22 protein-coding genes are annotated in these 19,264 nt (G+C 65.1%); 12 read left to right on the forward strand and 10 right to left on the reverse strand.

The annotated features are described in order from the left end of the window. Window positions 1-191: 191 nt before the first annotated feature. From Sj15T_RS08835 to Sj15T_RS08855, 5 genes are all read right to left on the reverse strand, one after another. A complete protein-coding gene (locus Sj15T_RS08835; RefSeq protein WP_013040675.1) occupies window positions 192-659 on the reverse strand; it encodes an SRPBCC domain-containing protein in 468 nt (155 codons plus the stop codon). Next, window positions 656-1,147 carry a VOC family protein gene (locus Sj15T_RS08840; RefSeq protein ID WP_013040676.1) on the reverse strand — a complete coding sequence of 164 codons (492 nt, stop codon included), beginning with the start codon at window positions 1,145-1,147 and terminating at the stop codon, window positions 656-658. Before Sj15T_RS08840 ends, Sj15T_RS08835 begins: the two co-directional genes overlap by 4 nt. Window positions 1,148-1,172: 25 nt before the next feature. After that, window positions 1,173-1,967 (reverse strand): VOC family protein, encoded by a 795-nt coding sequence (locus Sj15T_RS08845; protein ID WP_013040677.1) that lies wholly within the window; start codon window positions 1,965-1,967, stop codon window positions 1,173-1,175. 12 nt (window positions 1,968-1,979) lie between these two features. After that, complete coding sequence (locus Sj15T_RS08850) at window positions 1,980-2,342, reverse strand: DUF1428 domain-containing protein (RefSeq protein WP_013040678.1); 363 nt, start codon at window positions 2,340-2,342, stop codon at window positions 1,980-1,982. A 79-nt stretch (window positions 2,343-2,421) separates the two neighbouring features. Beyond that, entirely contained in the window at window positions 2,422-3,162 is a 741-nt protein-coding gene (locus Sj15T_RS08855) for an SDR family oxidoreductase (RefSeq protein ID WP_013040679.1), read from the reverse strand. A 102-nt stretch (window positions 3,163-3,264) separates the two neighbouring features. On the opposite strand from Sj15T_RS08855, the gene Sj15T_RS08860 reads away from it, so the two are divergent. Continuing rightward, complete coding sequence (locus Sj15T_RS08860) at window positions 3,265-3,699, forward strand: helix-turn-helix domain-containing protein (protein WP_007684204.1); 435 nt, start codon at window positions 3,265-3,267, stop codon at window positions 3,697-3,699. 156 nt (window positions 3,700-3,855) lie between these two features. Here the strand turns inward: Sj15T_RS08860 and Sj15T_RS08865 are convergent, their stop codons facing one another. The 3 genes from Sj15T_RS08865 to Sj15T_RS08875 all read right to left on the reverse strand — a co-directional run bounded on the left by Sj15T_RS08865 (window position 3,856) and on the right by Sj15T_RS08875 (window position 7,179). Beyond that, complete coding sequence (locus Sj15T_RS08865; RefSeq protein ID WP_013040680.1) at window positions 3,856-4,668, reverse strand: hypothetical protein; 813 nt, start codon at window positions 4,666-4,668, stop codon at window positions 3,856-3,858. A 114-nt stretch (window positions 4,669-4,782) separates the two neighbouring features. Beyond that, window positions 4,783-5,793 (reverse strand): nitronate monooxygenase, encoded by a 1,011-nt coding sequence (locus Sj15T_RS08870; RefSeq protein WP_013040681.1) that lies wholly within the window; start codon window positions 5,791-5,793, stop codon window positions 4,783-4,785. Window positions 5,794-5,913: 120 nt separating this feature from the next. Continuing rightward, entirely contained in the window at window positions 5,914-7,179 is a 1,266-nt protein-coding gene (locus Sj15T_RS08875) for an aspartate kinase (RefSeq protein ID WP_013040682.1), read from the reverse strand. A 163-nt stretch (window positions 7,180-7,342) separates the two neighbouring features. Between Sj15T_RS08875 and Sj15T_RS08880 the strand changes: the two genes are divergently transcribed. Genes Sj15T_RS08880 through Sj15T_RS08890 form a run of 3 tightly spaced genes read left to right on the forward strand, consistent with a single transcriptional unit; the run spans window position 7,343 to window position 8,950 of the window. Beyond that, window positions 7,343-7,555 carry a hypothetical protein gene (locus tag Sj15T_RS08880; protein WP_253720654.1) on the forward strand — a complete coding sequence of 71 codons (213 nt, stop codon included), beginning with the start codon at window positions 7,343-7,345 and terminating at the stop codon, window positions 7,553-7,555. A gap of 33 nt (window positions 7,556-7,588) precedes the next feature. After that, window positions 7,589-8,326 (forward strand): bifunctional 2-polyprenyl-6-hydroxyphenol methylase/3-demethylubiquinol 3-O-methyltransferase UbiG, encoded by a 738-nt coding sequence (gene ubiG, locus Sj15T_RS08885; RefSeq protein ID WP_013040684.1) that lies wholly within the window; start codon window positions 7,589-7,591, stop codon window positions 8,324-8,326. A gap of 6 nt (window positions 8,327-8,332) precedes the next feature. After that, window positions 8,333-8,950: a YdeI/OmpD-associated family protein gene (locus Sj15T_RS08890; RefSeq protein WP_013040685.1), complete on the forward strand. Its 618-nt coding sequence runs from the start codon at window positions 8,333-8,335 to the stop codon at window positions 8,948-8,950. A gap of 166 nt (window positions 8,951-9,116) precedes the next feature. On the opposite strand, the gene Sj15T_RS08895 is transcribed toward Sj15T_RS08890, so the two are convergent. Further along, complete coding sequence (locus tag Sj15T_RS08895; RefSeq protein WP_013040686.1) at window positions 9,117-9,719, reverse strand: hypothetical protein; 603 nt, start codon at window positions 9,717-9,719, stop codon at window positions 9,117-9,119. Window positions 9,720-10,463: 744 nt separating this feature from the next. On the opposite strand from Sj15T_RS08895, the gene Sj15T_RS08900 reads away from it, so the two are divergent. Further along, a complete protein-coding gene (locus Sj15T_RS08900) occupies window positions 10,464-11,369 on the forward strand; it encodes a DMT family transporter (RefSeq protein WP_013040689.1) in 906 nt (301 codons plus the stop codon). On the opposite strand, the gene Sj15T_RS08905 is transcribed toward Sj15T_RS08900, so the two are convergent. Then, window positions 11,361-11,792, reverse strand: a complete 432-nt coding sequence (locus Sj15T_RS08905; protein ID WP_041386492.1) for an OsmC family protein — start codon at window positions 11,790-11,792, stop codon at window positions 11,361-11,363. The two genes, Sj15T_RS08900 and Sj15T_RS08905, sit on opposite strands and share 9 nt — an antisense overlap. 88 nt (window positions 11,793-11,880) lie before the next feature. Between Sj15T_RS08905 and Sj15T_RS08910 the strand changes: the two genes are divergently transcribed. From Sj15T_RS08910 to Sj15T_RS08940, 7 genes are all read left to right on the forward strand, one after another. Then, window positions 11,881-12,246, forward strand: coding sequence for a PRC-barrel domain-containing protein (locus tag Sj15T_RS08910; RefSeq protein WP_007684193.1), 366 nt, complete (start codon window positions 11,881-11,883; stop codon window positions 12,244-12,246). Between the two features lie 173 nt (window positions 12,247-12,419). Continuing rightward, the gene (locus Sj15T_RS08915) at window positions 12,420-13,088 is read left to right on the forward strand and encodes an alpha/beta hydrolase (protein ID WP_007684191.1); all 669 of its coding nucleotides are present in this window, start codon (window positions 12,420-12,422) and stop codon (window positions 13,086-13,088) included. A gap of 150 nt (window positions 13,089-13,238) precedes the next feature. Continuing rightward, on the forward strand, window positions 13,239-13,430 hold the full coding sequence (locus tag Sj15T_RS08920) for a YezD family protein (protein WP_007684190.1): 192 nt from the start codon (window positions 13,239-13,241) through the stop codon (window positions 13,428-13,430). 176 nt (window positions 13,431-13,606) lie between these two features. After that, window positions 13,607-16,090: a TonB-dependent receptor gene (locus tag Sj15T_RS08925; protein WP_013040692.1), complete on the forward strand. Its 2,484-nt coding sequence runs from the start codon at window positions 13,607-13,609 to the stop codon at window positions 16,088-16,090. 166 nt (window positions 16,091-16,256) lie between these two features. After that, a complete protein-coding gene (panB, locus tag Sj15T_RS08930; protein ID WP_013040693.1) occupies window positions 16,257-17,129 on the forward strand; it encodes a 3-methyl-2-oxobutanoate hydroxymethyltransferase in 873 nt (290 codons plus the stop codon). Between the two features lie 74 nt (window positions 17,130-17,203). Beyond that, the gene (locus Sj15T_RS08935) at window positions 17,204-17,902 is read left to right on the forward strand and encodes a tetratricopeptide repeat protein (protein WP_013040694.1); all 699 of its coding nucleotides are present in this window, start codon (window positions 17,204-17,206) and stop codon (window positions 17,900-17,902) included. Window positions 17,903-17,910: 8 nt separating this feature from the next. After that, a complete protein-coding gene (locus tag Sj15T_RS08940) occupies window positions 17,911-19,260 on the forward strand; it encodes a PQQ-binding-like beta-propeller repeat protein (RefSeq protein WP_193377918.1) in 1,350 nt (449 codons plus the stop codon). Window positions 19,261-19,264 lie beyond the last annotated feature (4 nt).

Below are 19,264 nucleotides of genomic sequence, written 5' to 3' on the forward strand. Positions count from 1 at the left end.
TGCGCAGCGTGGGGAGGGTCGAAGAGAGGCACGTGACTCTCTTCGACGCCGCCGAAGGCGGTGGTGGAGGGGAGCGCCCTCAGGGCGCCGCAGGTTGTGCCCCATTCCCCTCCACCACCGCTTTCAGCGGCGGTCCCCCTCCCCATCTCCCGATGGGGAGGAACAGGATAGGCCCGCTCTTGGCCGCTTCCCTACGCACTTGCCGCCGAAGCCTCGCACAATGCCTTGAACTGCTCGGCCATCTGGTCCCACCCAGGATGGAAGCCCATTTCCTTGTGCCTCTCCATCGCCTCGGCATCCCAATGCCGTGCCGTTGCGGTGAAGCGCGTCCCCTCCCCCTCGTCGGCAAAGCTCCAGATCGCGGTCATGAACGGCGTCTGCGGTATCCAGCCGGACGCATAGGCATCGGTGGTCACCACCTTCTCGCCCGGCACCACCTCCAGAAATACGCCCTCCATCGGCCCCGTATCCTCGCCATCGGGACCGAACATGCGCACCGCGCTCCGCCCGCCGGAGCGCAGATCCTCCTCGATCACCTCGGCGCGCCAGGGCTTTGGGCAGAACCATTGATCCTTCAGGTCCGTCCACACCTTCCACGCGATCTCGCGCGGCGCGGCGACATGGCATGTCACCGACAGTTCGAATATGGCGGCGCTCATGACGCGGCCCCTTCGAAGGCCGCCTTCATCCGGGCGGTGTCCAGCTTCTGCATGGTCATCATCTCCGTCATCATCCGCTGGATGCCCGGCCCGTCGCCCGTCTTGTAGAGGTCCATGATCTCCTGCGTCACCAACTGCCAGGACAGGCCATATTTGTCCTTCAGCCAGCCGCACGGCCCCGGCGATCCGCCATCGGCGGTCAGGGCGTCGAAATAGCGGTCGATCTCCCCCTGGTCCCTGCACGCGACCGACAGCGACACCGCTTCGGTAAAGCCGAATTTCGGCCCGCCGTTCAGCGCCTGATAGCTCTCGCCGAACAGGGTGAATTCGACCATCAGCACGTCGCCGCCCTTGAACGGAGCAGGCGTCGGCTGATCCTGCGGAAAGCGGTTGATGAAATCCACCGACCCGCCGAAGATCGACACATAGAAACGCGCCGCTTCCTCCGCCTGCCCATTATACCACAGGCAGGGTGAAATTCTGGACATGGTTCCTCTCCTTATCCTTCGGCCGTCACTCCCCGGCGGCGCGCATGCCCACCAGCGCGAACATCGCGCCCTGCGGGTCGGTCGCCTGGATGATCCAGGCCCCGCCCGGCACCTCCATCGGCCCGTTCAGCACCGTTCCGCCGCCCGCCTTCACCTTCTCCGTCGCGGCGTCGATGTCCGGCACGACGAAGTAGAACAGCCACAGCGGCGCGGGCATTTCCTTCGGCAGCGCCATCATGCCGCCGCTCATGCCGTCGAAGCTTGTCGATCCATCCTGCGAGAACAGCTGGTAGATGCCCATCTCGCCCATATCCATCGCCTCGCCCTTCGCCCAGCCGAACATGGACGTGTAGAAGGCCAGGTCGGCGTCGAAATCGCCGCTATAGAGTTCATGCCAGCCGACATGCCCGCTCGCCATCGGCGGCGGCGGGTCCATACCCTCCGGACTGGAGCCCTTGAGCAGCATGAACGGCGCCCCGCCCGGACCGGCCATCACCGCGAAGCGCCCGACGCCCGCTATGTCCTCCGGCGCCCGCTGCACGCTGCCGCCCGCTTCGGCCAGCCGCTTCGCATCGGCGTCCACGTCGGCGGACCCGACATAGCCGCCCCACCAGGGCCTCATGCCATGGGCGGCGGCGTCGGCCGGGATCGCCATGATCCCGCCCGTCGGCCCGGCGCTGCCGGAAACCACATGATAGCCGTGATCGGCGCCAAAGGGCTGGAAGGTCCAGCCGACGACATCGCCGTAAAAGGCCATGGCCGCCGCCGGATCGCCGGTCATCAGTTCATACCAGAAGAATTTGCCGTTCAGGTCGGTCATCGCCCCTCTCCCTCACGCCCTGGCGTCGAGCAGCACCTCGAACCCGCCATAGATCAGCCGCGCGCCGATGAAGGGCATGTCCTCCCCCTCCTGCGGCTGCATCCGGGGGTCGTTCATGACCTTCTCCGCGCCCGCGTCCCGTGTTTCCTTGTCGGGCCATTCGATCCAGGAGAAGACGACATCCTCATCCTCCTCCGCGATAACGGCGGTGCGGAAGTCGTTGACCTTGCCCGGCTTGATGTCGTTCGCCCAGCATTCGACGATCCGCAGCGCGCCATGTTCGATGAAGATCGGCGCGGCATAGGCCGCGACTTCCCGATACCGTTCCTTATTGCCCTTGGGCACCGGGATCACGAAACCGTCCATATAGCTCATGACGTCTCTCCTCATGCCCCCTGGCCGGTGCAGGATAGGGGGCCGGCTCCGCCTCTGCAAGCGGAGCCCGACGTCCCGTTCAATGCGCGGCGTTCAGCGCCCCGAACACCTGGTCGAATTCGCCGCGCCGTTCCGCTTCGCGCAGGAACTTCACCCGCTCGACGCAGATTTCCTCCAGCGCGGGTTGCTGGCGCAGCAGCCCCATGACCTCCGCTATATAGTCGTCCAGCGGCATCATCTGCGGATTTTCCGCATGGCCGGGCATCAGGTCGGTCTGCACGCCCGGCGGCGCCAGTTCGATCACCTCGATCCCCGTATCCTTGAGCTGATGCCGCATCGACTGCGACCAGCTATGCAGCGCCGCCTTGGTCGCGCTGTAGGTCGGCGTCGCCGCCAGCGGGACGAAGGCCAGACCCGACGTCACCGTCATCAATGTCGCGGCGGGCTGCGCCAGCAGGTGCGGCAACAGGGCATGGGTCAGCCGGATCGGCCCCAGCAAATTGGTCGCGACGGTCGCCTCCGCTATGGCCAGGTCGATTTGCTCCTCCACCACCATGATCCCGGCATTGTGGACCACGACGTTGAGCGCCGGAAAATCCGCGACGAGTCTGTCGGCGAAGGCCGCGATGGCCGCCGCATCCCCCATGTCGACGGTCATCGCCGCCATGCCGGGATGCTCCGCTACCACGGCGTCCAACGCCGCCTGCCGCCGTCCGGCGATGATCACCCGATTGCCGGCCGCATGGAATTCATGCGCCAGCGCCGCGCCGATGCCCGATCCGCCGCCGGTGATGAGGATGGTGTTGCCGCTCTTGTCCATGGGTTTTCTCCTTTGAAGCGATGATGTGAGCGGCAATTTATGCCTTTACTCTCTTTTGGAAAGAAGGCACCGTAAAGTTCCATAGGTACCGGAAAGTAAGAAATGGAAAATCCGCTGGCCAAGCGCTTCGCTCCCGATGAAATTTCTGAAGCGGAGGCCTTTATCGAGGCTAATCCCGAAGCGCCGCTGGACCCGCGAATCGAGCGGCTGGTGAACGAGCTGATCGGCCGCATCGCCGACAAATGGACGTTGCTGGTGTTGGAACTGCTGGAGGAGAAGGGCACGCTGCGCTTCACCCGCATCGCGGAGCAGGTGGAGGGAATCAGCCAGAAGATGCTGACCCAGACGCTGCGCCAGATGGAGCGCGACGGCCTGCTCACCCGCACCGTCCATCCGGTGGTCCCGCCCCGCGTCGACTATGCGCTGACGCCCCTCGGCAACAGTTTGAGCGCCGCCTTTTGCGGCGTCTGGGTCTGGGCGGAACGCCATCTGGAAGCGGTGGAAGATGCCCGCCGCCGCTTCGACGCGCGCGATTGAGCGATTTCCAATGGCGGGCTATCGCATCGGGCGTATAATCGGGATCACCCCTCCCCGTTCGGGCTGAGCCTGTCGAAGCCCATTCCTTTCTTGAAGAAAAGTACAGCCGTTCGAACAGGGTGAGCGGATAACAAGCGGTCCCAAATATATGATGCTCTATTGCACCGGCACGAACGTCTCGCGCATCGGCGTCAGCGGGAAGGTCGGCACCTCGACCAGCACCGGCGCGCCCGGCACCCTGACGGGCGTGAAACCCGACGCGACTTCCCTGGGGGCCATCGGCGGCGGCGGCAGGGGAGTAGGCGACGCCACCACCGTCACCGTCCCGCCGAAGCGCGACTGCCATTCCGCCAGCCGCCGCAGATAGTCGGCATAGGCCGCGTAAAAATCCTGGAACGGCTTTTCCAGCGCGGTCAGCGCTTCGGGCGAATAGGCCAGCAACTGGTCGGACGGCATGGCCAATATCTTCGCGCCGACATCGATCGCCACCGGGCAAAAGCTTTTCGTCACGGGCGGCAGGGCGAAGAAATTATAGACGACGGTGTTCAGCAACTCCCGCGCCTTCAGCCCGCCCGTTCCATAGGCGGCCAGATAATTGCGGTCGACCGCGGCATTGGCCTCCCGCAGCGCCGCCTGATGCACATGCAATATCCGGTTATACTGGATGCGCGCCGGTTCGTTGACGCCATGGCAGGACAGGGCCGCCACGTTCAGCGCCATGCGCACATGCCAGAGCGCGGTATTGGCCGTGACGCCGCGATTGGGAGTCAGATAGCTGCCGTCCGTCGCGACCTCCGGAATGCTCATATCCTCCACCGCGCCCATGGGCGGCAGCGGCTTGATGGTCGGCACCACCGGCGGCGGCGGCGTGGGCGGCGCCTTTTCCGGCGTGGAACAGCCCGCGACCAGCGCGAGCGCGGTTACGGATGCAAGCTCGAAAAAACGGCGAACGACGGGTCGCAACGGCACCCCGAAATCCTTTGATCATTGTCAGGACAGAACAAACTCATGGCAAAGCCATGCGTTCCTGACGAGCGCGCCGGGGTTCGGCTCATCCGGTCCCGGATTCACCCTGTCCTGTTTTCAGGCGCGCCGCTCCAGCGCCACGGCGGCTTCGTCCATCAACTGGGCGATGATGTCGGCCACCGGCTCCTCCTTCGACACCATGCCGACCGACTGCCCGGCCATCAGCGATCCGCCCTCGACATCGCCGTCGATCACGGCGCGGCGCAGCGCGCCCGCCCAATAATGTTCGATCTGCAACTGCGCCTCGCCCATGTCGACCGCGCCGCTGTCCAGCAGGTTGGCGACCTCGCGCTGCTTGGCGGTGAAGGCCTCCGTCCCCGCATTTTTCAGCGCACGCACGGGAATGACCGGCAGGCGCGGGTCGATCTGCACGCTGGCGATGGCGTCGCGGGCGGAGGCGCGGAAGAAGGCCTTCTTGAAATTGGGATGGGCGATGCTCTCGGTCGCGCAGGCGAAGCGGGTGCCAAGCTGCACGCCCGCCGCGCCCATCTCCAGATAGCCCGCGATCAGCTCCCCGCGCCCGATGCCGCCCGCGACGAACACCGGCAACTGCGACGCCATTTCGGGCAGGATTTCCTGCGCCAATACGCTGGTCGACACGGGACCGATATGGCCGCCCGCCTCCATCCCCTCGATCACCAGCGCGTCGACGCCGGAACGGGCCAGCTTCTTCGCCAGCGCCAGCGCCGGAGCGAAGCAGATCAGCTTCGCGCCCTTCTCCTTGATCGCCTCTATGCTGCCCTTGGGCGGCAACCCGCCCGCCAGCACCACATGGCCGACCTCATGTTTCGCGCAGACGTCGATCAGGTCGAAAAGCTGCGGATGCATGGTGATGAGGTTGACGCCGAAAGGCTTGCTCGTCAGCGCCTTGGTCGCCGCGATCTCCTTGTCCAGCAGGTCGGGCGTCATCGCCCCGCAGGCGATCACGCCGAAGCCGCCCGCGTTGGAGATCGCCGCGACCAGATGCCGCTCCGACACCCAGCTCATCGCCCCGCACAGGATCGCGACGTCGCAGCCCAGAAAATCGGTGCCGCGGGCCATCAGGGATTGCAGTTTCGACTTGCTCATTCGTTCTTTCCCGTCATCCCCGCGGAGGCGGGGATCCATCTCCCGACGTTGCGACCGGGGATGGGGTTGGAGATGGATTCCCGCCTTCGCGGGAATGACGACCTTAGTAAAGAGGTTCGCTTACGCGACCGGCGCGTCCAGGCCATAGGCGGTATGCAGGACGCGCACCGCCAGTTCGGTTTCATCCTCGTCGATCAGCACCGACACCTTGATCTCGCTGGTGGAGATGGCGAGGATGTTGATCCCGCGATCCGCCAGCGCCTGGAACATGGCCGACGCCACGCCCGCATGGCTCTTCATGCCGACGCCCACGACCGACACCTTCGCCACCTTCGTGTCCGGGATGATCCGGTTGAAGCCGATCACGTCCTTCTGCCCCTCCAGCACGTCCAGCGCGCGCGCCAGGTCCGCGCCCGGCACGGTGAAGGTCACGTCGGTCTCGCCCTTGTCGCGGCCGACATTCTGGATGATCATGTCGACGTTGATCGCGGCATCGGCCAGCGGGCCGAAGATGTGCGCCACCGCGCCCGGACGGTCCGGCACGCGGGTCAGGGTGATCTTCGCCTCATTCTTGTCATGGGCGATGCCGGTGATGAGCTGACGTTCCATCTTGTCTTCCTTGAGCTTGGCTTCCAGTTCCTCCTCGCTGACGATCAGCGTGCCGGGGAGGTCGTCCTGCGTGGGATCGTCGAAGGAGGAAAGCACCTGCACGACCACGCCTTCCTTCATGGCGAGGCCGACCGAGCGGGTCTGGAGCACCTTCGCCCCGACCGAGGCGAGTTCCAGCATCTCCTCATAGGTGACGAGGTCCAGCTTGCGCGCCCGCGCCACGATGCGGGGGTCGGTGGTGTAGACGCCGTCGACGTCGGTATAGATGTCGCAGCGGTCCGCCTTCACCGCCGCCGCCACGGCCACCGCCGACGTGTCGGACCCGCCCCGGCCCAATGTGGACACGCGGCCATCCTCCATCATGCCCTGGAAACCGGGGATCACCGCCACGGTGCCCGACCCCATCGACGCCAGCAGGTCGACCGTGTCGATCTCCCCGATGCGCGCCTTGGCATGGGCTTCGTTGGTGCGGATCGGCAATTGCCAGCCCAGCCAGCTTCGCGCATCGACGCCCATCGCCTTCAGCGTCATGGCCAGCAGGCCGCTCGTCACCTGCTCGCCGCTGGCGACGACGACGTCATATTCCGCCGGATCGTAGAGCGGCGAGGCTTCCTTGCAGAAACCCACCAGCCGGTCCGTCTCACCCGCCATGGCGGACACGACGACGGCGACTTCATGGCCCTGTTCGACCACATGCTTGACGCGCGCGGCCACGTTGCGAATTCGCTCCATCCCCGCCATGGAGGTGCCGCCGAATTTCATCACGATGCGCGCCATTTGCCTGTCGAGCCTGCCTGCTGAAAAGAAATGAAATGCCCCATGGGGGCGCGAAAACGGCGCTCCTATTAGCAGCAGCGGCGAATATGGCAAGCAAAGTGGAAATATGGGAACCGCCCCTGCCCCCGATCATTGCCATGGAAGGGCAAGGATGGAGGACGCGATGGAAAGCAGCCTGTGGCTGATGGTGGTGGTTGGCGGGCCTATCCTGCTGGCGGTCGTGCTGATTTTCGTGACGCTCAGCAACCGCAGGCACCGGAATCCGGATGATCTGCGCCATACGGAGGAGGCAACGCGCGACCTCTACCGCCGCCTCGACAAGGAGGATGAGGGCCGCGATTACCCGCAACCGGGCGGCGGCGCAAAAGGGCCGTAGCGCCAGCCCGCCGACGCTGGTAGCAGGACGATCATGGCGAACACAGCTTCCAGCACCATAGACCCCCGCGAGGCCGCGCATTTCGGCGGCATGGCCGCCGACTGGTGGGATCCCAAGGGCAGCAGCGCCATGCTGCATAAGCTGAACCCCGTGCGGCTGCGCTATATCCGCGACGCTATCGACCGGCACTGGCCGGGACATGACCGGAGCTTCCGTCCGCTCGCGGGCAGGCGGGCGCTGGATGTCGGCTGCGGCGCGGGACTGCTCTCCGAACCCCTGGCCCGCATGGGCGCGGCGCTGACGGCGCTGGACGCGGCGGAGGAGAATATCGCCGTGGCGCGCAGCCATGCGGCCGGACAAGGCCTTGCTATCGACTACCGCGCCACCCCGGTGGAGCAGTTGGAGGAAAGCGGCTTCGACCTCGTCACCTCGATGGAGGTGATAGAGCATGTGGCGGACCCGGCCGCCTTCGTCGCCGCGCTGGCGGAGAAGCTGGCGCCCGGCGGCCTGCTGATCCTCTCCACGCCCAACCGCACGCCGCTGTCCCGGCTGGCCATGATCACCATCGGCGAAAGCATCGGCGGCATCCCCAAGGGCACGCATGACTGGCATAAATTCATCAATCCGGAGGAGTTGACGAAGCTGCTGGAAGATGCGGGCCTGGAAGTCATCGACAGCGCAGGCATCAGCTTCACGCCCGGCAGGGGCTTCATCCTCTCACCCAATCAGGCGATCGACTATCTGCTGACCGCCCGGCATCGGCAGGGGTAAAAGGCGATGGCGGCCGATCCCCGCATCGACGCCTATATTGCCAGACAGGCCGATTTCGCCCGCCCCATCCTCGCCCATCTGCGCGCCCTGATCCACGCCGCCTCGCCGGAAACTGGGCCGGAGATTGGGCCGGAGGTCGGGGAGACTATGAAATGGAGCATGCCCTTCTTCACCTATCGGGGGCAGAATCTCTGCAACATGGCGGGCTTCCGGCGGCATGTCGCCTTCGGCTTCTGGCATGACAAGATGGCGCGGGCCGACGCCAGCGATGAAGCCATGGGCCAGTTCGGCCGGATCGCCAGTCTGGACGACCTGCCCGCCGACGCGGAACTGACGGCCTTGCTGGCCAAGGCCATGGCGCTGATCGACGCGGGCGACAAAACCCGCGCCGGGAGCAGGCGCGCGCGCGCGCCGCTCCCGCTGCATCCCGCCTTCGCCGCCGCGATAGAGGCCGATCCCGCCGCCGCGGCGATCTGGGCAGGCTTCCCGCCCGGCAAGATCCGCGATTATTGCGAATGGATCAATGAGGCGAAGACCGACGCCACGCGCGACAAGCGCATCGCCCAGGCGGTCGAATGGATCGCGGAAGGAAAGGGTCGCAACTGGAAATATGAAAAGCGCTGAGCACTCACCGCCGCCCGTCATGCTGAACGTGTTTCAGCATGACGACGGGTCGACCGGCAAGCCGGAGCGGAAGCGAAGGGAACGCGGCGGGGACTAAAAAAGCGTTCCGGGGCTGAATATTGCCCCCATGCCGCGCTCCCCCAAAGGCGCGGCACCTCTCCCACTCTCAGCTTACGGGCTTCGCCACCGCCACCAGCGTCGGTTGCGCATCCGCCGCGGCGTCCTTCGTCGCCGCGCCGGCCGCACCGGGCTGGGTCTTGAGGCTCGCCGCCGCCGACTGAAGCGCGACCGCGGCCGCCTCCAGCGCCGCCGCAGCGGATTGCGGCGGGACGGATTGCGGCGTGACGGGCGCTGCCGTCTCCGCCACTGCCACCGCCGTTGTCGCCGGCGTCACCGGATCGCTTGCCGGAACCGGAGCCGCAGCGGCCGTCACTTCACACACATCTCCGACCCCGGCCGGTTTTTCCGAGAAATTCCGGGCCAGCATCGGCAGTTCATTCGCACCGGCGTCGGTCGCCAGGCTCAACAGCGTGTCGGCCATCTGGCAGAAACCCGCCGTCTGGACGCCATCGCTATGACTATTGGCCAGTCTGGTTATGAAATCATCATAGGCACGCTGTCCGTCAGCTATGCCGTTTTCGCGCATGAAGCGCAGTTTCAATGCATTATTATATTTATCGGCATTTCCCATCTTCTCGTAGAATTTATCGTATTTTGCCGTGATCTCGCTATTGGTCGACCGGCATTTCAGCGATCCCAGCATCAACATGATCTGTAAATCCCTGACTCGCGCCGCTTCGACTTCATAGCCTTGCCAACACCGTGCCTCCCCCGCAGACGCGGCACCGCCGAAAAAGAGCGCGACAAAGCAACTGGCGGCACCGGCCGCCATCCTCAACCTGGACATGATGGACCTCGCAGAATCGACTGGACCCCGCAGTTCCAACATTAACATTTTGCCATAAAAATGCCATTAATTATTTGTTGACAGTGACATTAATGACGCATCCGGAAGCATGGCGGAATTGCGTCCTTTCATCGATCTCCGGCGATCAAATAGGCATTTTCCGTTCGGTATTTCATGGCCGGCGGCTTGGACAACCGATTTTGGGTGGGGAGCCGTCATTCCCCCTCCCGCAGGCGGGAGGGGGCTAGGGGGTGGACCGGCGCGACATCAGCGTTGTTTTGCAACGGCTAAGAGTCTGTTTGGAAATGCGCGGAAGATCGCATTTCGAGGCGGCACCAGCCCTCTCCCCCACCCGGCCACCCATATGATAGTGCCGTTGGGTGGCCGGGTGGGGGAGAGGGCTGGTGCCGCGGTGCGCCGAAAGGCGCATTTCCAAACAGACTCGAAGCCGGAAGCTCCCCCGGATCAAGTCCGGGGTCGCGCCCACCCCTAACCCCTCCCGCCTGCGGGAGGGGAATGTCTTGGATTGGCCAATCCCCACATCCCGGACCCGCCCATCTCGGCTTGGACGGTTGCGTCATCGCGCAGCGGGGCTAAGGCGGTTGCATGCCGCCTCCATCCCCATCCAACAGCCCGCATCGTCCGCTCGCCGCCATCGGCCTGCGGCTGGTCGCGGTGATCTGCCTGTCGGTCATGTTCGTGACGGTCCGGCTGGCCGATGCGCGCGGGGTCCATGTGGTCGAATCGCTGTTCTACCGCCAGGCGCTGGCGCTGCCGGTGGTGTTCGCCTGGATCGCGACCACGACCGGCGCGGGATCGATCCGCACCCGGCGCATCGGCGTTCACGCCACCCGCATGGTCATCGGCATGACCGGCATGCTGCTCAATTTCCTGTCCTACATCCTGCTGCTGCCGGCGGAGGCGGTGACCATCGGTTTCACCATGCCTATCTTCGGCACCCTGTTGTCCGCGCTCATCCTGCGGGAGGCGACCGGCATCCACAGGTGGAGCGCGGTGCTCATCGGCTTTCTGGGCGTGATCGTGATGGTCCGGCCGGATGCGGGGCATTTCCCCGCCATCGGCGTCGCGGTCGCGCTGTCCGCCGCCTTCGTCACCGCCTGCGTCAGCCTGGTCCTGCGCGAACTGGGCCGCACGGAAAGCGCCGGGGTGATCGTCTTCTGGTTCACCCTCCTCTCCCTGCCGCCGCTGGGCGCGGCGATGCTGTTCCACGGGCAGGCCCATGACGCCGCGACATGGGGCCTGCTGCTGCTGATCGGCCTGTCGGGCGGCATCGCGCAAATCTGCATGACCGCCGCCCTGCGCCGGGCGCCCGTTTCCGTGGTGCTGCCGATGGACTACAGCTCCATCGTCTGGACGACGCTGCTCGGCTGGGCGATCTGGGGCAATTGGCCGATGGCGACGACCTGGATCGGCGCGGCGCTGATCGTCGGGAGCGGCCTGTACATCGCCTGGCGCGAACATGTCCGCGCCCCGCCCGCGCCTTCAGCCTAGCAGTTCCGCGTCCAGGCTGATCTCCGCGTTCAGCAGCTTCGACACCGGGCAATTGGCCTTCGCCTTGGCCGCCAGTTCCTGGAAATGGGCGTCGTCCGCGCCGGGGATGGTCGCCTTCAGGCTCAGCCTGCTCGCCGTGATGGCAAAGCCGCCCTCCTGCTGTTCCAGCGTCACGACGGCGTTCGTCTCCATCTTCTCCGCCGTCAGCCCCGCTTCGCCAAGAATCAGGGACAGCGCCATGGTGAAGCAGGATGCATGGGCGGCCGCGATCAGTTCTTCGGGATTGCTGCCCGGCACCCCTTCGAAGCGCGTCGCAAAACCATAGGGATGCGCGTCCAGCGCGCCGCTCTGGGTGGAGATCGCGCCCTTGCCGTCCTTCAGGCCGCCGCTCCATACCGCCGATCCGCTGCGATTGATCTTCATGATCGTCCTCCTGTTCGCCTGCCGTGGGAACCCGGCCGGTTCCCCATGGTTCATCATCATAACGCGATTTCTTCGCAGGAGAGTGACGATGTCTGACATGGCGAGGGAAAATCATGGCGACCTGATCGCATCCGACCGGGTCGAGGGCACCACCGTCTACAACCGCCAGGGGGAGCGGCTGGGCCACATCTCGAACTTCATGGTCGACAAGCGCAGCGGGCAGGTCCGCTATGCCGTGCTGTCCTTCGGCGGTTTCCTGGGCATGGGCAGCGATCATTATCCGCTGCCCTGGTCGATGCTGAACTACGACACGGAAAAGGGCGGCTATGTGGTGGACCTGGCCAAGGACATATTGGACCAGGCGCCCCGCCACCTGCCGGACGAGCGCCCCGATTATGACGACGCCTATGGCCGCAGCGTCTTCCACTATTATGGGCTGATCTACCCTTGGTGAGGAGCCTTCCGGCGGTCCCGGGCTGCGTAAAGGCGGCGCCTCCGCGACCCTTTCGGTTATATGAACCCCAGATGAATCGGGTTGCCCAGATTTCGACACATTTTGTCGCTTGCCTATTGTCTACCATATGAATAGAATTAACTCTCCCTCGACAATAGGACGAGGATTTGACCATGGAGCGATTCGGACATTCGGGAGATGCGCGCCAGCCGGTCGTGCTGACCATCCCCGGTCTCAACAATAGCGGGCCGGGCCATTGGCAGACGCTGTGGGAAGAAACGCGCGGCGATTGCGAGCGGGTCGATCTGGGAAGCTGGGCCAGCCCCAACCGCAACAGCTGGGTCACGCGGCTGGACGCGGCGATCCGGGCGGCGGACGGGCCGATCGTGCTGGCCGCGCACAGCCTGGGCTGCCTGGCCGTCGCATGGTGGGGCGCTTTGCAGAGCCAGGCCTATGGCTGGCCGGTGACGGGCGCGCTGCTGGTGGCGCCGCCCGATTGCGACCGGATGGAAACGCCCGAGACGATCGGCGGCTTCGGCCCCACGCCCCGCGCCCAACTGCCCTTTCCCTCGATCGTCGTTGCGAGCCGCAACGATCCCTATATCTTCTTCGAACGCGCCCACAGCATCGGCAAGAATTGGGGCAGCAGCTTCGTCGACGCCGGCTATTGCGGCCACATCAACGCGGAATCGGGCCTGGGCGAATGGCGCTTCGGCCAGGCGCTGCTGGAAAAACTGATCGACAATGCGCATGAGCAGGCCTCTGCAATGCGCCAGTTACGCCCCGCCATCCCGCTGGCGCATCAGGAGCGGCGATGGGCGGCGCTGCAGGTCAACGGCTGAAGTTATCGCATCGTTTCCGCGGAAAACCGGCCCTTCGACAGGCTTTCCGCACGATGCTTCCGGGGCGCGACAAGAGAAACTTGAGCGCCCCTTATATTTGCTTTTTTGTCTATCAATATAGTTGAGATAAAGAGCGGCTAAGAGGTGTTTATGAGTGAAAACCGATCCATTGAATTCGCCCGCAACGGCCGCAGCGACGGGCAGCGCCACGACATCGCCGCCAGCATCGAAAAGGTGCGCAGCGTGCTGGAGGCGCTTCGTTTCGGGTCCGTCACGCTGACCGTGCACGACGCGCGCGTCGTGCAGATCGACGTGACGGAAAAGACGCGGCTCACCGCCTGAAACAATAGCGGGGGCGCAAGGAAGATTCAGGGTTGCTGAACAAGGCCTGCAACAAGGGGCCGAATAACAGGTGGCAAGGGGTGGGCCACATTTTCCATTCCCAGACCAACGGCTTTGAGCGGACCACCGCAGAGGCCGCGATCAACATTCACCGGACATCCGGAAGGGGAATTACCATGATTGCGCGTTTTCTGTGGCTCGCCGGCGTGGCGAGCGCATCCATCATCGCGTCCAATGCGTCCGCGCAGGACGCGCCTCAGCCCGCCGCCGACAATAGCGAAAGCGCCGAGCAGGCCACCGGCCGGGGCGAAGTGATCATCGTCACCGCCCGCCGCCGCGCCGAAACCGCGCAGGAAGTGCCGCTGGCGATCTCCGTCATCCGGGGCGACAGCATAGAGGCGACCGGCAATTTCAACGTCGTGAAGCTCCAGCAACTGGCGCCGACGCTTCAGGTCTACACCACCAATCCGCGCAACACGTCGGTCAACATCCGCGGCCTGGGCGTTCCCTTCGGCCTGACCAGCGACGGCTTCGAACAGGGCGTCGGCATCTATGTCGACGACGTCTATAACAGCCGCGTCGCCGCCGCGACCTTCGACTTCCTGGACGTCGCCCAGGTCGAAGTGCTGCGCGGCCCGCAGGGCACGCTCTACGGCAAGAACACCACGGCGGGCGCGATCAACATCACGACCAACCAGCCGACCTTCGATTTCGAAGCGCGCGCCGAACTGACCGTCGGCAACCTCAACTACAAGCAGGCGAAGGCCGCCATTTCCGGCCCGCTGTCGGACACCGTCGCCGCCCGCATCGCGGTGGCCGCGACCAGCCGCCGGGGCACGCTGTACAATGTGACGAGCCAGCGCTGGATCAACGAGCAGGACAATCTGGGCATTCGCGGCCAGTTGCTGTTCAAGCCCAACGACGATTTCAGCATCACTTTGTCGGGCGACTACAGCAAGCAGGACCCGGAATGCTGCGGCACCGTGTTCGTGCGGGTGGGCACGACCCAGCGGCCGATCACGCGCCAATATGATGAGTTGGTCAAGGCGATCAACGCCAATCCCAACCCTGCCTTCCCCGGCCGCAACTATGCGGTGCCCAGCCGCAATCCCTATGACCGGCTGACGGACCTGGACAGCAGCCTGAACGCGGGCAACAAGATCGGCGGCGTGTCGGCGCGGATCAAATGGGATGTCGGCCCCGGCACGCTGACCTCCGTCACCGCCTGGCGCTTCTGGGACTGGAAGCCGGAAAATGACCGCGACTTCACCGGCCTCTCGATCGTGTCCAAATCGCAGAACCCTTCGCAGCAGGACCAGTATAGCCAGGAATTCCGCTATAATTACGAAAGCCAGAAGATCGACTTCGTGGTCGGCCTGTTCGGCTTCAAGCAGCGCATCGACACCCAGGGAACGGAACAGCAGGGCGCGGACGCCAGCCGCTGGAGCCTGACCGGCGCGAATGCGGGGAATCCGAGCATCCTGCAGGGCCTGACCGCCAGCAACACGCAATGGCTCAAGAGCACCAGCGCGGCGCTGTTCGGCCAGCTGAGCTGGAAGGTGACCGACGCCCTCACCATCCAGCCCGGCGCCCGCCTGAACTACGACAAGAAGTCGGGCTTCTATCAGCGGATTGTCACCAACGGCCAAGGCCAGGCCATTTCGTGCGTCACGACGCCGGGCAACCCCCTACCGTCGGTGCTGGCGGCCCAGTGCGGCGTCTACCAGCCGCAGATCAGCGCCCCTTCGGACAGCGCCTGGAATTTCACCTACGACTTCAACGTCAATTACAAGATCGCGCAGGACGTCCTGGCCTATGCGACCTACGCCAAGAGCTTCAAGACGCTGGGCATCAACCAGAACGGCTTGCCGCTCAACGCCGACAATACGGTGAATTTCGATGCGGGCACGGTGAAGCCTGAGTCAGTCAACCACTATGAAATCGGCCTCAAGACCCAATTCTGGGACCGCCGCGCCACCTTCAACCTCACCGCCTTCCGCACGGAGATCAAGAATTTCCAGGCGACGGTGAATGGCGGACAGTTCGGCACGGTGCGCGGATACCTCGCCAATGCGGAAAAGGTGCGGTCGCAGGGCATAGAGGCGGACTTCAAGGTCGTCGTCAGCGATCGCTTCACCGCCTATGCGAACGGCGCTTACACCGACGCCAAGTACAAGAAGTTCACCAATGCCCCCTGCCCGCCCGAACTGTCCGGGGGCACGTTGCAGCCGGCCAATCAGCCCGCCGATTATTCCAATGCGGGTGTTCCCAACACCCTCAGCCCGCGGGCATGCGACATCTCCGGCGACCGCCTGCCCGGCGTGTCGAAATGGGCCTTCTCCTACGGTGCGGAATATAACATTCCGGTCACGCTGCTGGACAAGGATGGCCAGGTCTATCTGGGCGTTGACGGCAATTATCGGTCGCATTGGAACTCCAACGCCTCGCCGTCCATCTATACGGAGGTGAAGGGCTATGCGCTGACCAACTTCCGCGCCGGTTTCCGGGGCGAAGGGTTCGACATCTTCGGCTGGGTCCGCAACGCCTTCGACGTGAACTATATCGAAAATCTCCAGGTCGCGCCGGGCAATACCGGCCTGATCGCCGGCCAGCCTGGCGACCCGCAGACCTGGGGCGGAACGATCAAATTCTCCTTCTGACCTTTTGAAAGAGGTTCACCCCCTGCGGGGAGCGGCACGGCCCTGTCGCTCCCCGCATTTTTCGGGTTCGATGTCAGGATGACGTGCTCCTGCCTGCGCAGGAGCACGTCACTTCCAACATATCGCCCGATTTGCGCCCGCCGCCGCTCTACGGTAGAGCGCAGCCATGTCCACGACCTTCACGCTCGACACGTCGACCAGCCGCGCCAATCCCACGCCCGCGCCGATGAAGCGCCTGACCGTGCCCGCCATCCAGCGGCGCAAGGCCGGGGGCAGGACGGAACAGCCGCTGGTCATGCTGACCGCCTATACGGCGCGGCAGGCGCAGATTCTCGATCCGCATTGCGACATGCTGCTGGTGGGCGATTCGCTGGGGCAGGTGATCTACGGCCTTCCCTCCACCCTGCCGGTCACGCTCGACATGATGATCGCCCATGGCGCGGCCGTTGTGCGGGGCAGCTATCACAGCGTCGTGCTGGTCGACATGCCCTTCGGCAGCTACGAAGCCTCCCCGCAGCAGGCCTTCGCCAGCGCCAGCCGCGTCATGGCCGAAACCGGCTGCGCGGGCGTGAAGCTGGAGGGCGGCGCGGCGATGGCCGAAACCATCGCCTTCCTCAGCCAACGCGGCATTCCCGTGATGGCGCATATCGGCCTCACCCCCCAGGCGGTGAACGCGCTGGGCGGCTATGGCGCGCGCGGCAAGAGCCGGGAGGAGCATGACAAGATCGTCTCAGACGCCCGCGCCGTGGCGCAGGCGGGCGCCTTCGGCATGGTGCTGGAGGGGGTGATGGAGGAGATCGCCGTCACCGTCACCGACAGCGTCGACGTGCCGGTGATCGGCATTGGCGCATCGGCCCATTGCGACGGGCAGGTCTTGGTGGCGGAGGACATGCTGGGCATGTTCGAACGGGTGCCCCGTTTCGTGAAACGCTACGAAAATATCGCGGAAACCATCGGCAACGCCGCCGCCCAATATGCGGCGGATGTCCGGAACCGGCACTTTCCGACCGAAGATCAGGTCTATCGGCCCAAAAAGTAAGTTGCGCGGGAAGCCTGCGCCGCTAAAGATCGCGCCTTCCGCGTGCCTTTTCTGACGAATTTCTGGAGACCCAAGTGGCCCTGACGCCGCAAAACAGCGAAGCCTTCATGCGCGAGGTGGACGAGGCCGTTCGGCAGGACCAGTTGCTGACCTTCTGGCAGCGCTTCGGCCGCTGGATCGTCGCGGCGGTGATCATCGGCCTCGCGGCCTTCGCCGGCTGGCTCTACTGGCAGCATTACACGAAGACGCAGTCGCAGGCCGTGTCGGAGGAAATGGACAAGGTGATCGCCACGGCGGTCGGCGGCGGCACGCCCGAGGCCAAGGAACTGGACAAGTTGACCCAGGCCAGCCAGCCCGGCTTCCGCGCCTCCGCCCTGCTGGTGAAGGCGGGCACGGCGGCGCGCAAGGGCGACAGCAAGGCCGCCATCGCCGCCTATAAGGCGATGGCCGACGACGCTTCGCTCGACCGGCCCTATCGCGACCTGGCGCTGATCCGCCAGACCACGCTGGAGTTTGAAACCCTCCAGCCGCAGCAGGTGGTCGACCGGCTGAAGCCCCTTGCCGTCGAGGGCGCGCCGTGGTTCGGCAGCGCCGGGGAACTGGTCGCCATCGCCTATATGAAGATGCGCAAGCCCGACCTCGCCGGGCCGCTGTTCGCCGCCATGGCGAAGGACAAGGACGTGCCCCAGTCGATCCGTTCACGCGCGCGACAGATGGCGGGCTTATTGGGTGTGGATGCAGTCGAAACGCCGGTCGCGGCGGGACAGGAATGATTGGGCGCATGGGAATGCACAGCATGACGAAATTTTCGGGCGCCGGTCGCGCCGTGACCGTTGCCATGATGATCGCCCTGCTTGCGGGATGCGGCATCGTCGGCGGCAAGAAGGGCGGCCCCAAGACCCCGGTGGTCGGCAAGCGCACCTCGATCCTCAGCAATGAACAGGGGGTGGAGGTCGACCCGACGCTGGCCGACGTGCCCGTGACCCTGCCCGAACCCTATGTGAACGACCAATGGTCGCAGCCGGGCGGCAGCCCCGCCAAGACCATGGGCAATCTGGCGCTGGGCGCTTCGCCCGCGCGGGCATGGACCGTGTCCATCGCGGGCAGCACGCCGCAGGCGCGCCTCGCCTCCGCTCCGGTGGTGGTGGGCGGCAAGCTCTATGTGATCGACGCCGATGCGCGGGTGATCGCGTTCGACGCGAACAGCGGCGCGAAGCTGTGGCAGACCCCGCTCCCCGCCGCGGGCAGCGGCCGCGCCCTGTTCGGCGGCGGCGTCAGCGTCGTCGACGGAAAGCTCTATGCCAGCACCGGCATCGGCGATGTCGCGGCGATCGACGCGAACACAGGCGCCATCCTGTGGAAGAAGCGCCCCGGCGGTCCGCTGCGCGGCGCGCCGACGCTGGCCAACGGCCATGTCTATGTGATGGGGCAGGACAACCAGATCTTCGCCCTCAACCAGAGCGACGGCGAAGTGCAGTGGACCGACAGCGGCACGCTGCAAGTGACCGGCATCTTCGGCGTGGCCGCCCCGGCCGCCGCGCAGGGCACGGTGATCGCGGGATACAGTTCGGGCGAACTCACCGCCTATCGCTATGAAAATGGCCGGACGCTGTGGGGCGACGCCCTGTCGCGCACCAGCATCTCGACCGCCGTGGCGACGCTGACCGACATCGACGCCGATCCGGTTATCGACCGGGGCCGGGTCTTCGCCATCGGCCAGGGCGGCCGCATGGCAAGCTATGAACTGGTGAGCGGCCAGCGGCTTTGGGAAATCAACATCGCGGGCATCTCCACCCCCGCGGTCGTGGGCGAATGGGTGTTTGCGGTGACGAGCGACGCGAAGCTGCTCTGCGTCGCCCGCGCCACGGGCAGGATTCGCTGGATCAGCCAGCTTCGCCGCTGGGAAAAGGAAAAGAAGAAGGACAAGGCGATCCGCTGGACCGGGCCTGTGCTGGCGGGCGGGCGGCTGGTGCTGGTGTCGACCCATGGCGACCTCAACTATGTCGATCCGACGACGGGGAAGATTCAGGCGGAAATCGATCTCGACCGGCCGATGTCGCTGTCGCCGGTGGTGGCGAACAACACGCTCTATATATTGGCGGACGACGGCAAGCTGACGGCGTTTCGCTGACGCG

Source organism: Sphingobium sp. TA15 (genome assembly GCF_037101235.1).
Classification (GTDB): domain Bacteria; phylum Pseudomonadota; class Alphaproteobacteria; order Sphingomonadales; family Sphingomonadaceae; genus Sphingobium; species Sphingobium indicum.

Coding starts and splice junctions, on each gene's coding strand:
- Sj15T_RS08835 (WP_013040675.1), bottom strand. CDS start 659: ATGAGCGCCGCCATATTCGAACTGTCGGTGACATGCCATGTCGCCGCG.
- Sj15T_RS08840 (WP_013040676.1), bottom strand. CDS start 1,147: ATGTCCAGAATTTCACCCTGCCTGTGGTATAATGGGCAGGCGGAGGAA.
- Sj15T_RS08845 (WP_013040677.1), bottom strand. CDS start 1,967: ATGACCGACCTGAACGGCAAATTCTTCTGGTATGAACTGATGACCGGC.
- Sj15T_RS08850 (WP_013040678.1), bottom strand. CDS start 2,342: ATGAGCTATATGGACGGTTTCGTGATCCCGGTGCCCAAGGGCAATAAG.
- Sj15T_RS08855 (WP_013040679.1), bottom strand. CDS start 3,162: ATGGACAAGAGCGGCAACACCATCCTCATCACCGGCGGCGGATCGGGC.
- Sj15T_RS08860 (WP_007684204.1), top strand. CDS start 3,265: ATGGAAAATCCGCTGGCCAAGCGCTTCGCTCCCGATGAAATTTCTGAA.
- Sj15T_RS08870 (WP_013040681.1), bottom strand. CDS start 5,793: ATGAGCAAGTCGAAACTGCAATCCCTGATGGCCCGCGGCACCGATTTT.
- Sj15T_RS08875 (WP_013040682.1), bottom strand. CDS start 7,179: ATGGCGCGCATCGTGATGAAATTCGGCGGCACCTCCATGGCGGGGATG.
- Sj15T_RS08880 (WP_253720654.1), top strand. CDS start 7,343: ATGGAAAGCAGCCTGTGGCTGATGGTGGTGGTTGGCGGGCCTATCCTG.
- ubiG (WP_013040684.1), top strand. CDS start 7,589: ATGGCGAACACAGCTTCCAGCACCATAGACCCCCGCGAGGCCGCGCAT.
- Sj15T_RS08890 (WP_013040685.1), top strand. CDS start 8,333: ATGGCGGCCGATCCCCGCATCGACGCCTATATTGCCAGACAGGCCGAT.
- Sj15T_RS08895 (WP_013040686.1), bottom strand. CDS start 9,719: ATGTTGATGCTGGGATCGCTGAAATGCCGGTCGACCAATAGCGAGATC.
- Sj15T_RS08900 (WP_013040689.1), top strand. CDS start 10,464: ATGCCGCCTCCATCCCCATCCAACAGCCCGCATCGTCCGCTCGCCGCC.
- Sj15T_RS08905 (WP_041386492.1), bottom strand. CDS start 11,792: ATGAAGATCAATCGCAGCGGATCGGCGGTATGGAGCGGCGGCCTGAAG.
- Sj15T_RS08910 (WP_007684193.1), top strand. CDS start 11,881: ATGTCTGACATGGCGAGGGAAAATCATGGCGACCTGATCGCATCCGAC.
- Sj15T_RS08915 (WP_007684191.1), top strand. CDS start 12,420: ATGGAGCGATTCGGACATTCGGGAGATGCGCGCCAGCCGGTCGTGCTG.
- Sj15T_RS08920 (WP_007684190.1), top strand. CDS start 13,239: ATGAGTGAAAACCGATCCATTGAATTCGCCCGCAACGGCCGCAGCGAC.
- Sj15T_RS08925 (WP_013040692.1), top strand. CDS start 13,607: ATGATTGCGCGTTTTCTGTGGCTCGCCGGCGTGGCGAGCGCATCCATC.
- panB (WP_013040693.1), top strand. CDS start 16,257: ATGTCCACGACCTTCACGCTCGACACGTCGACCAGCCGCGCCAATCCC.
- Sj15T_RS08940 (WP_193377918.1), top strand. CDS start 17,911: ATGGGAATGCACAGCATGACGAAATTTTCGGGCGCCGGTCGCGCCGTG.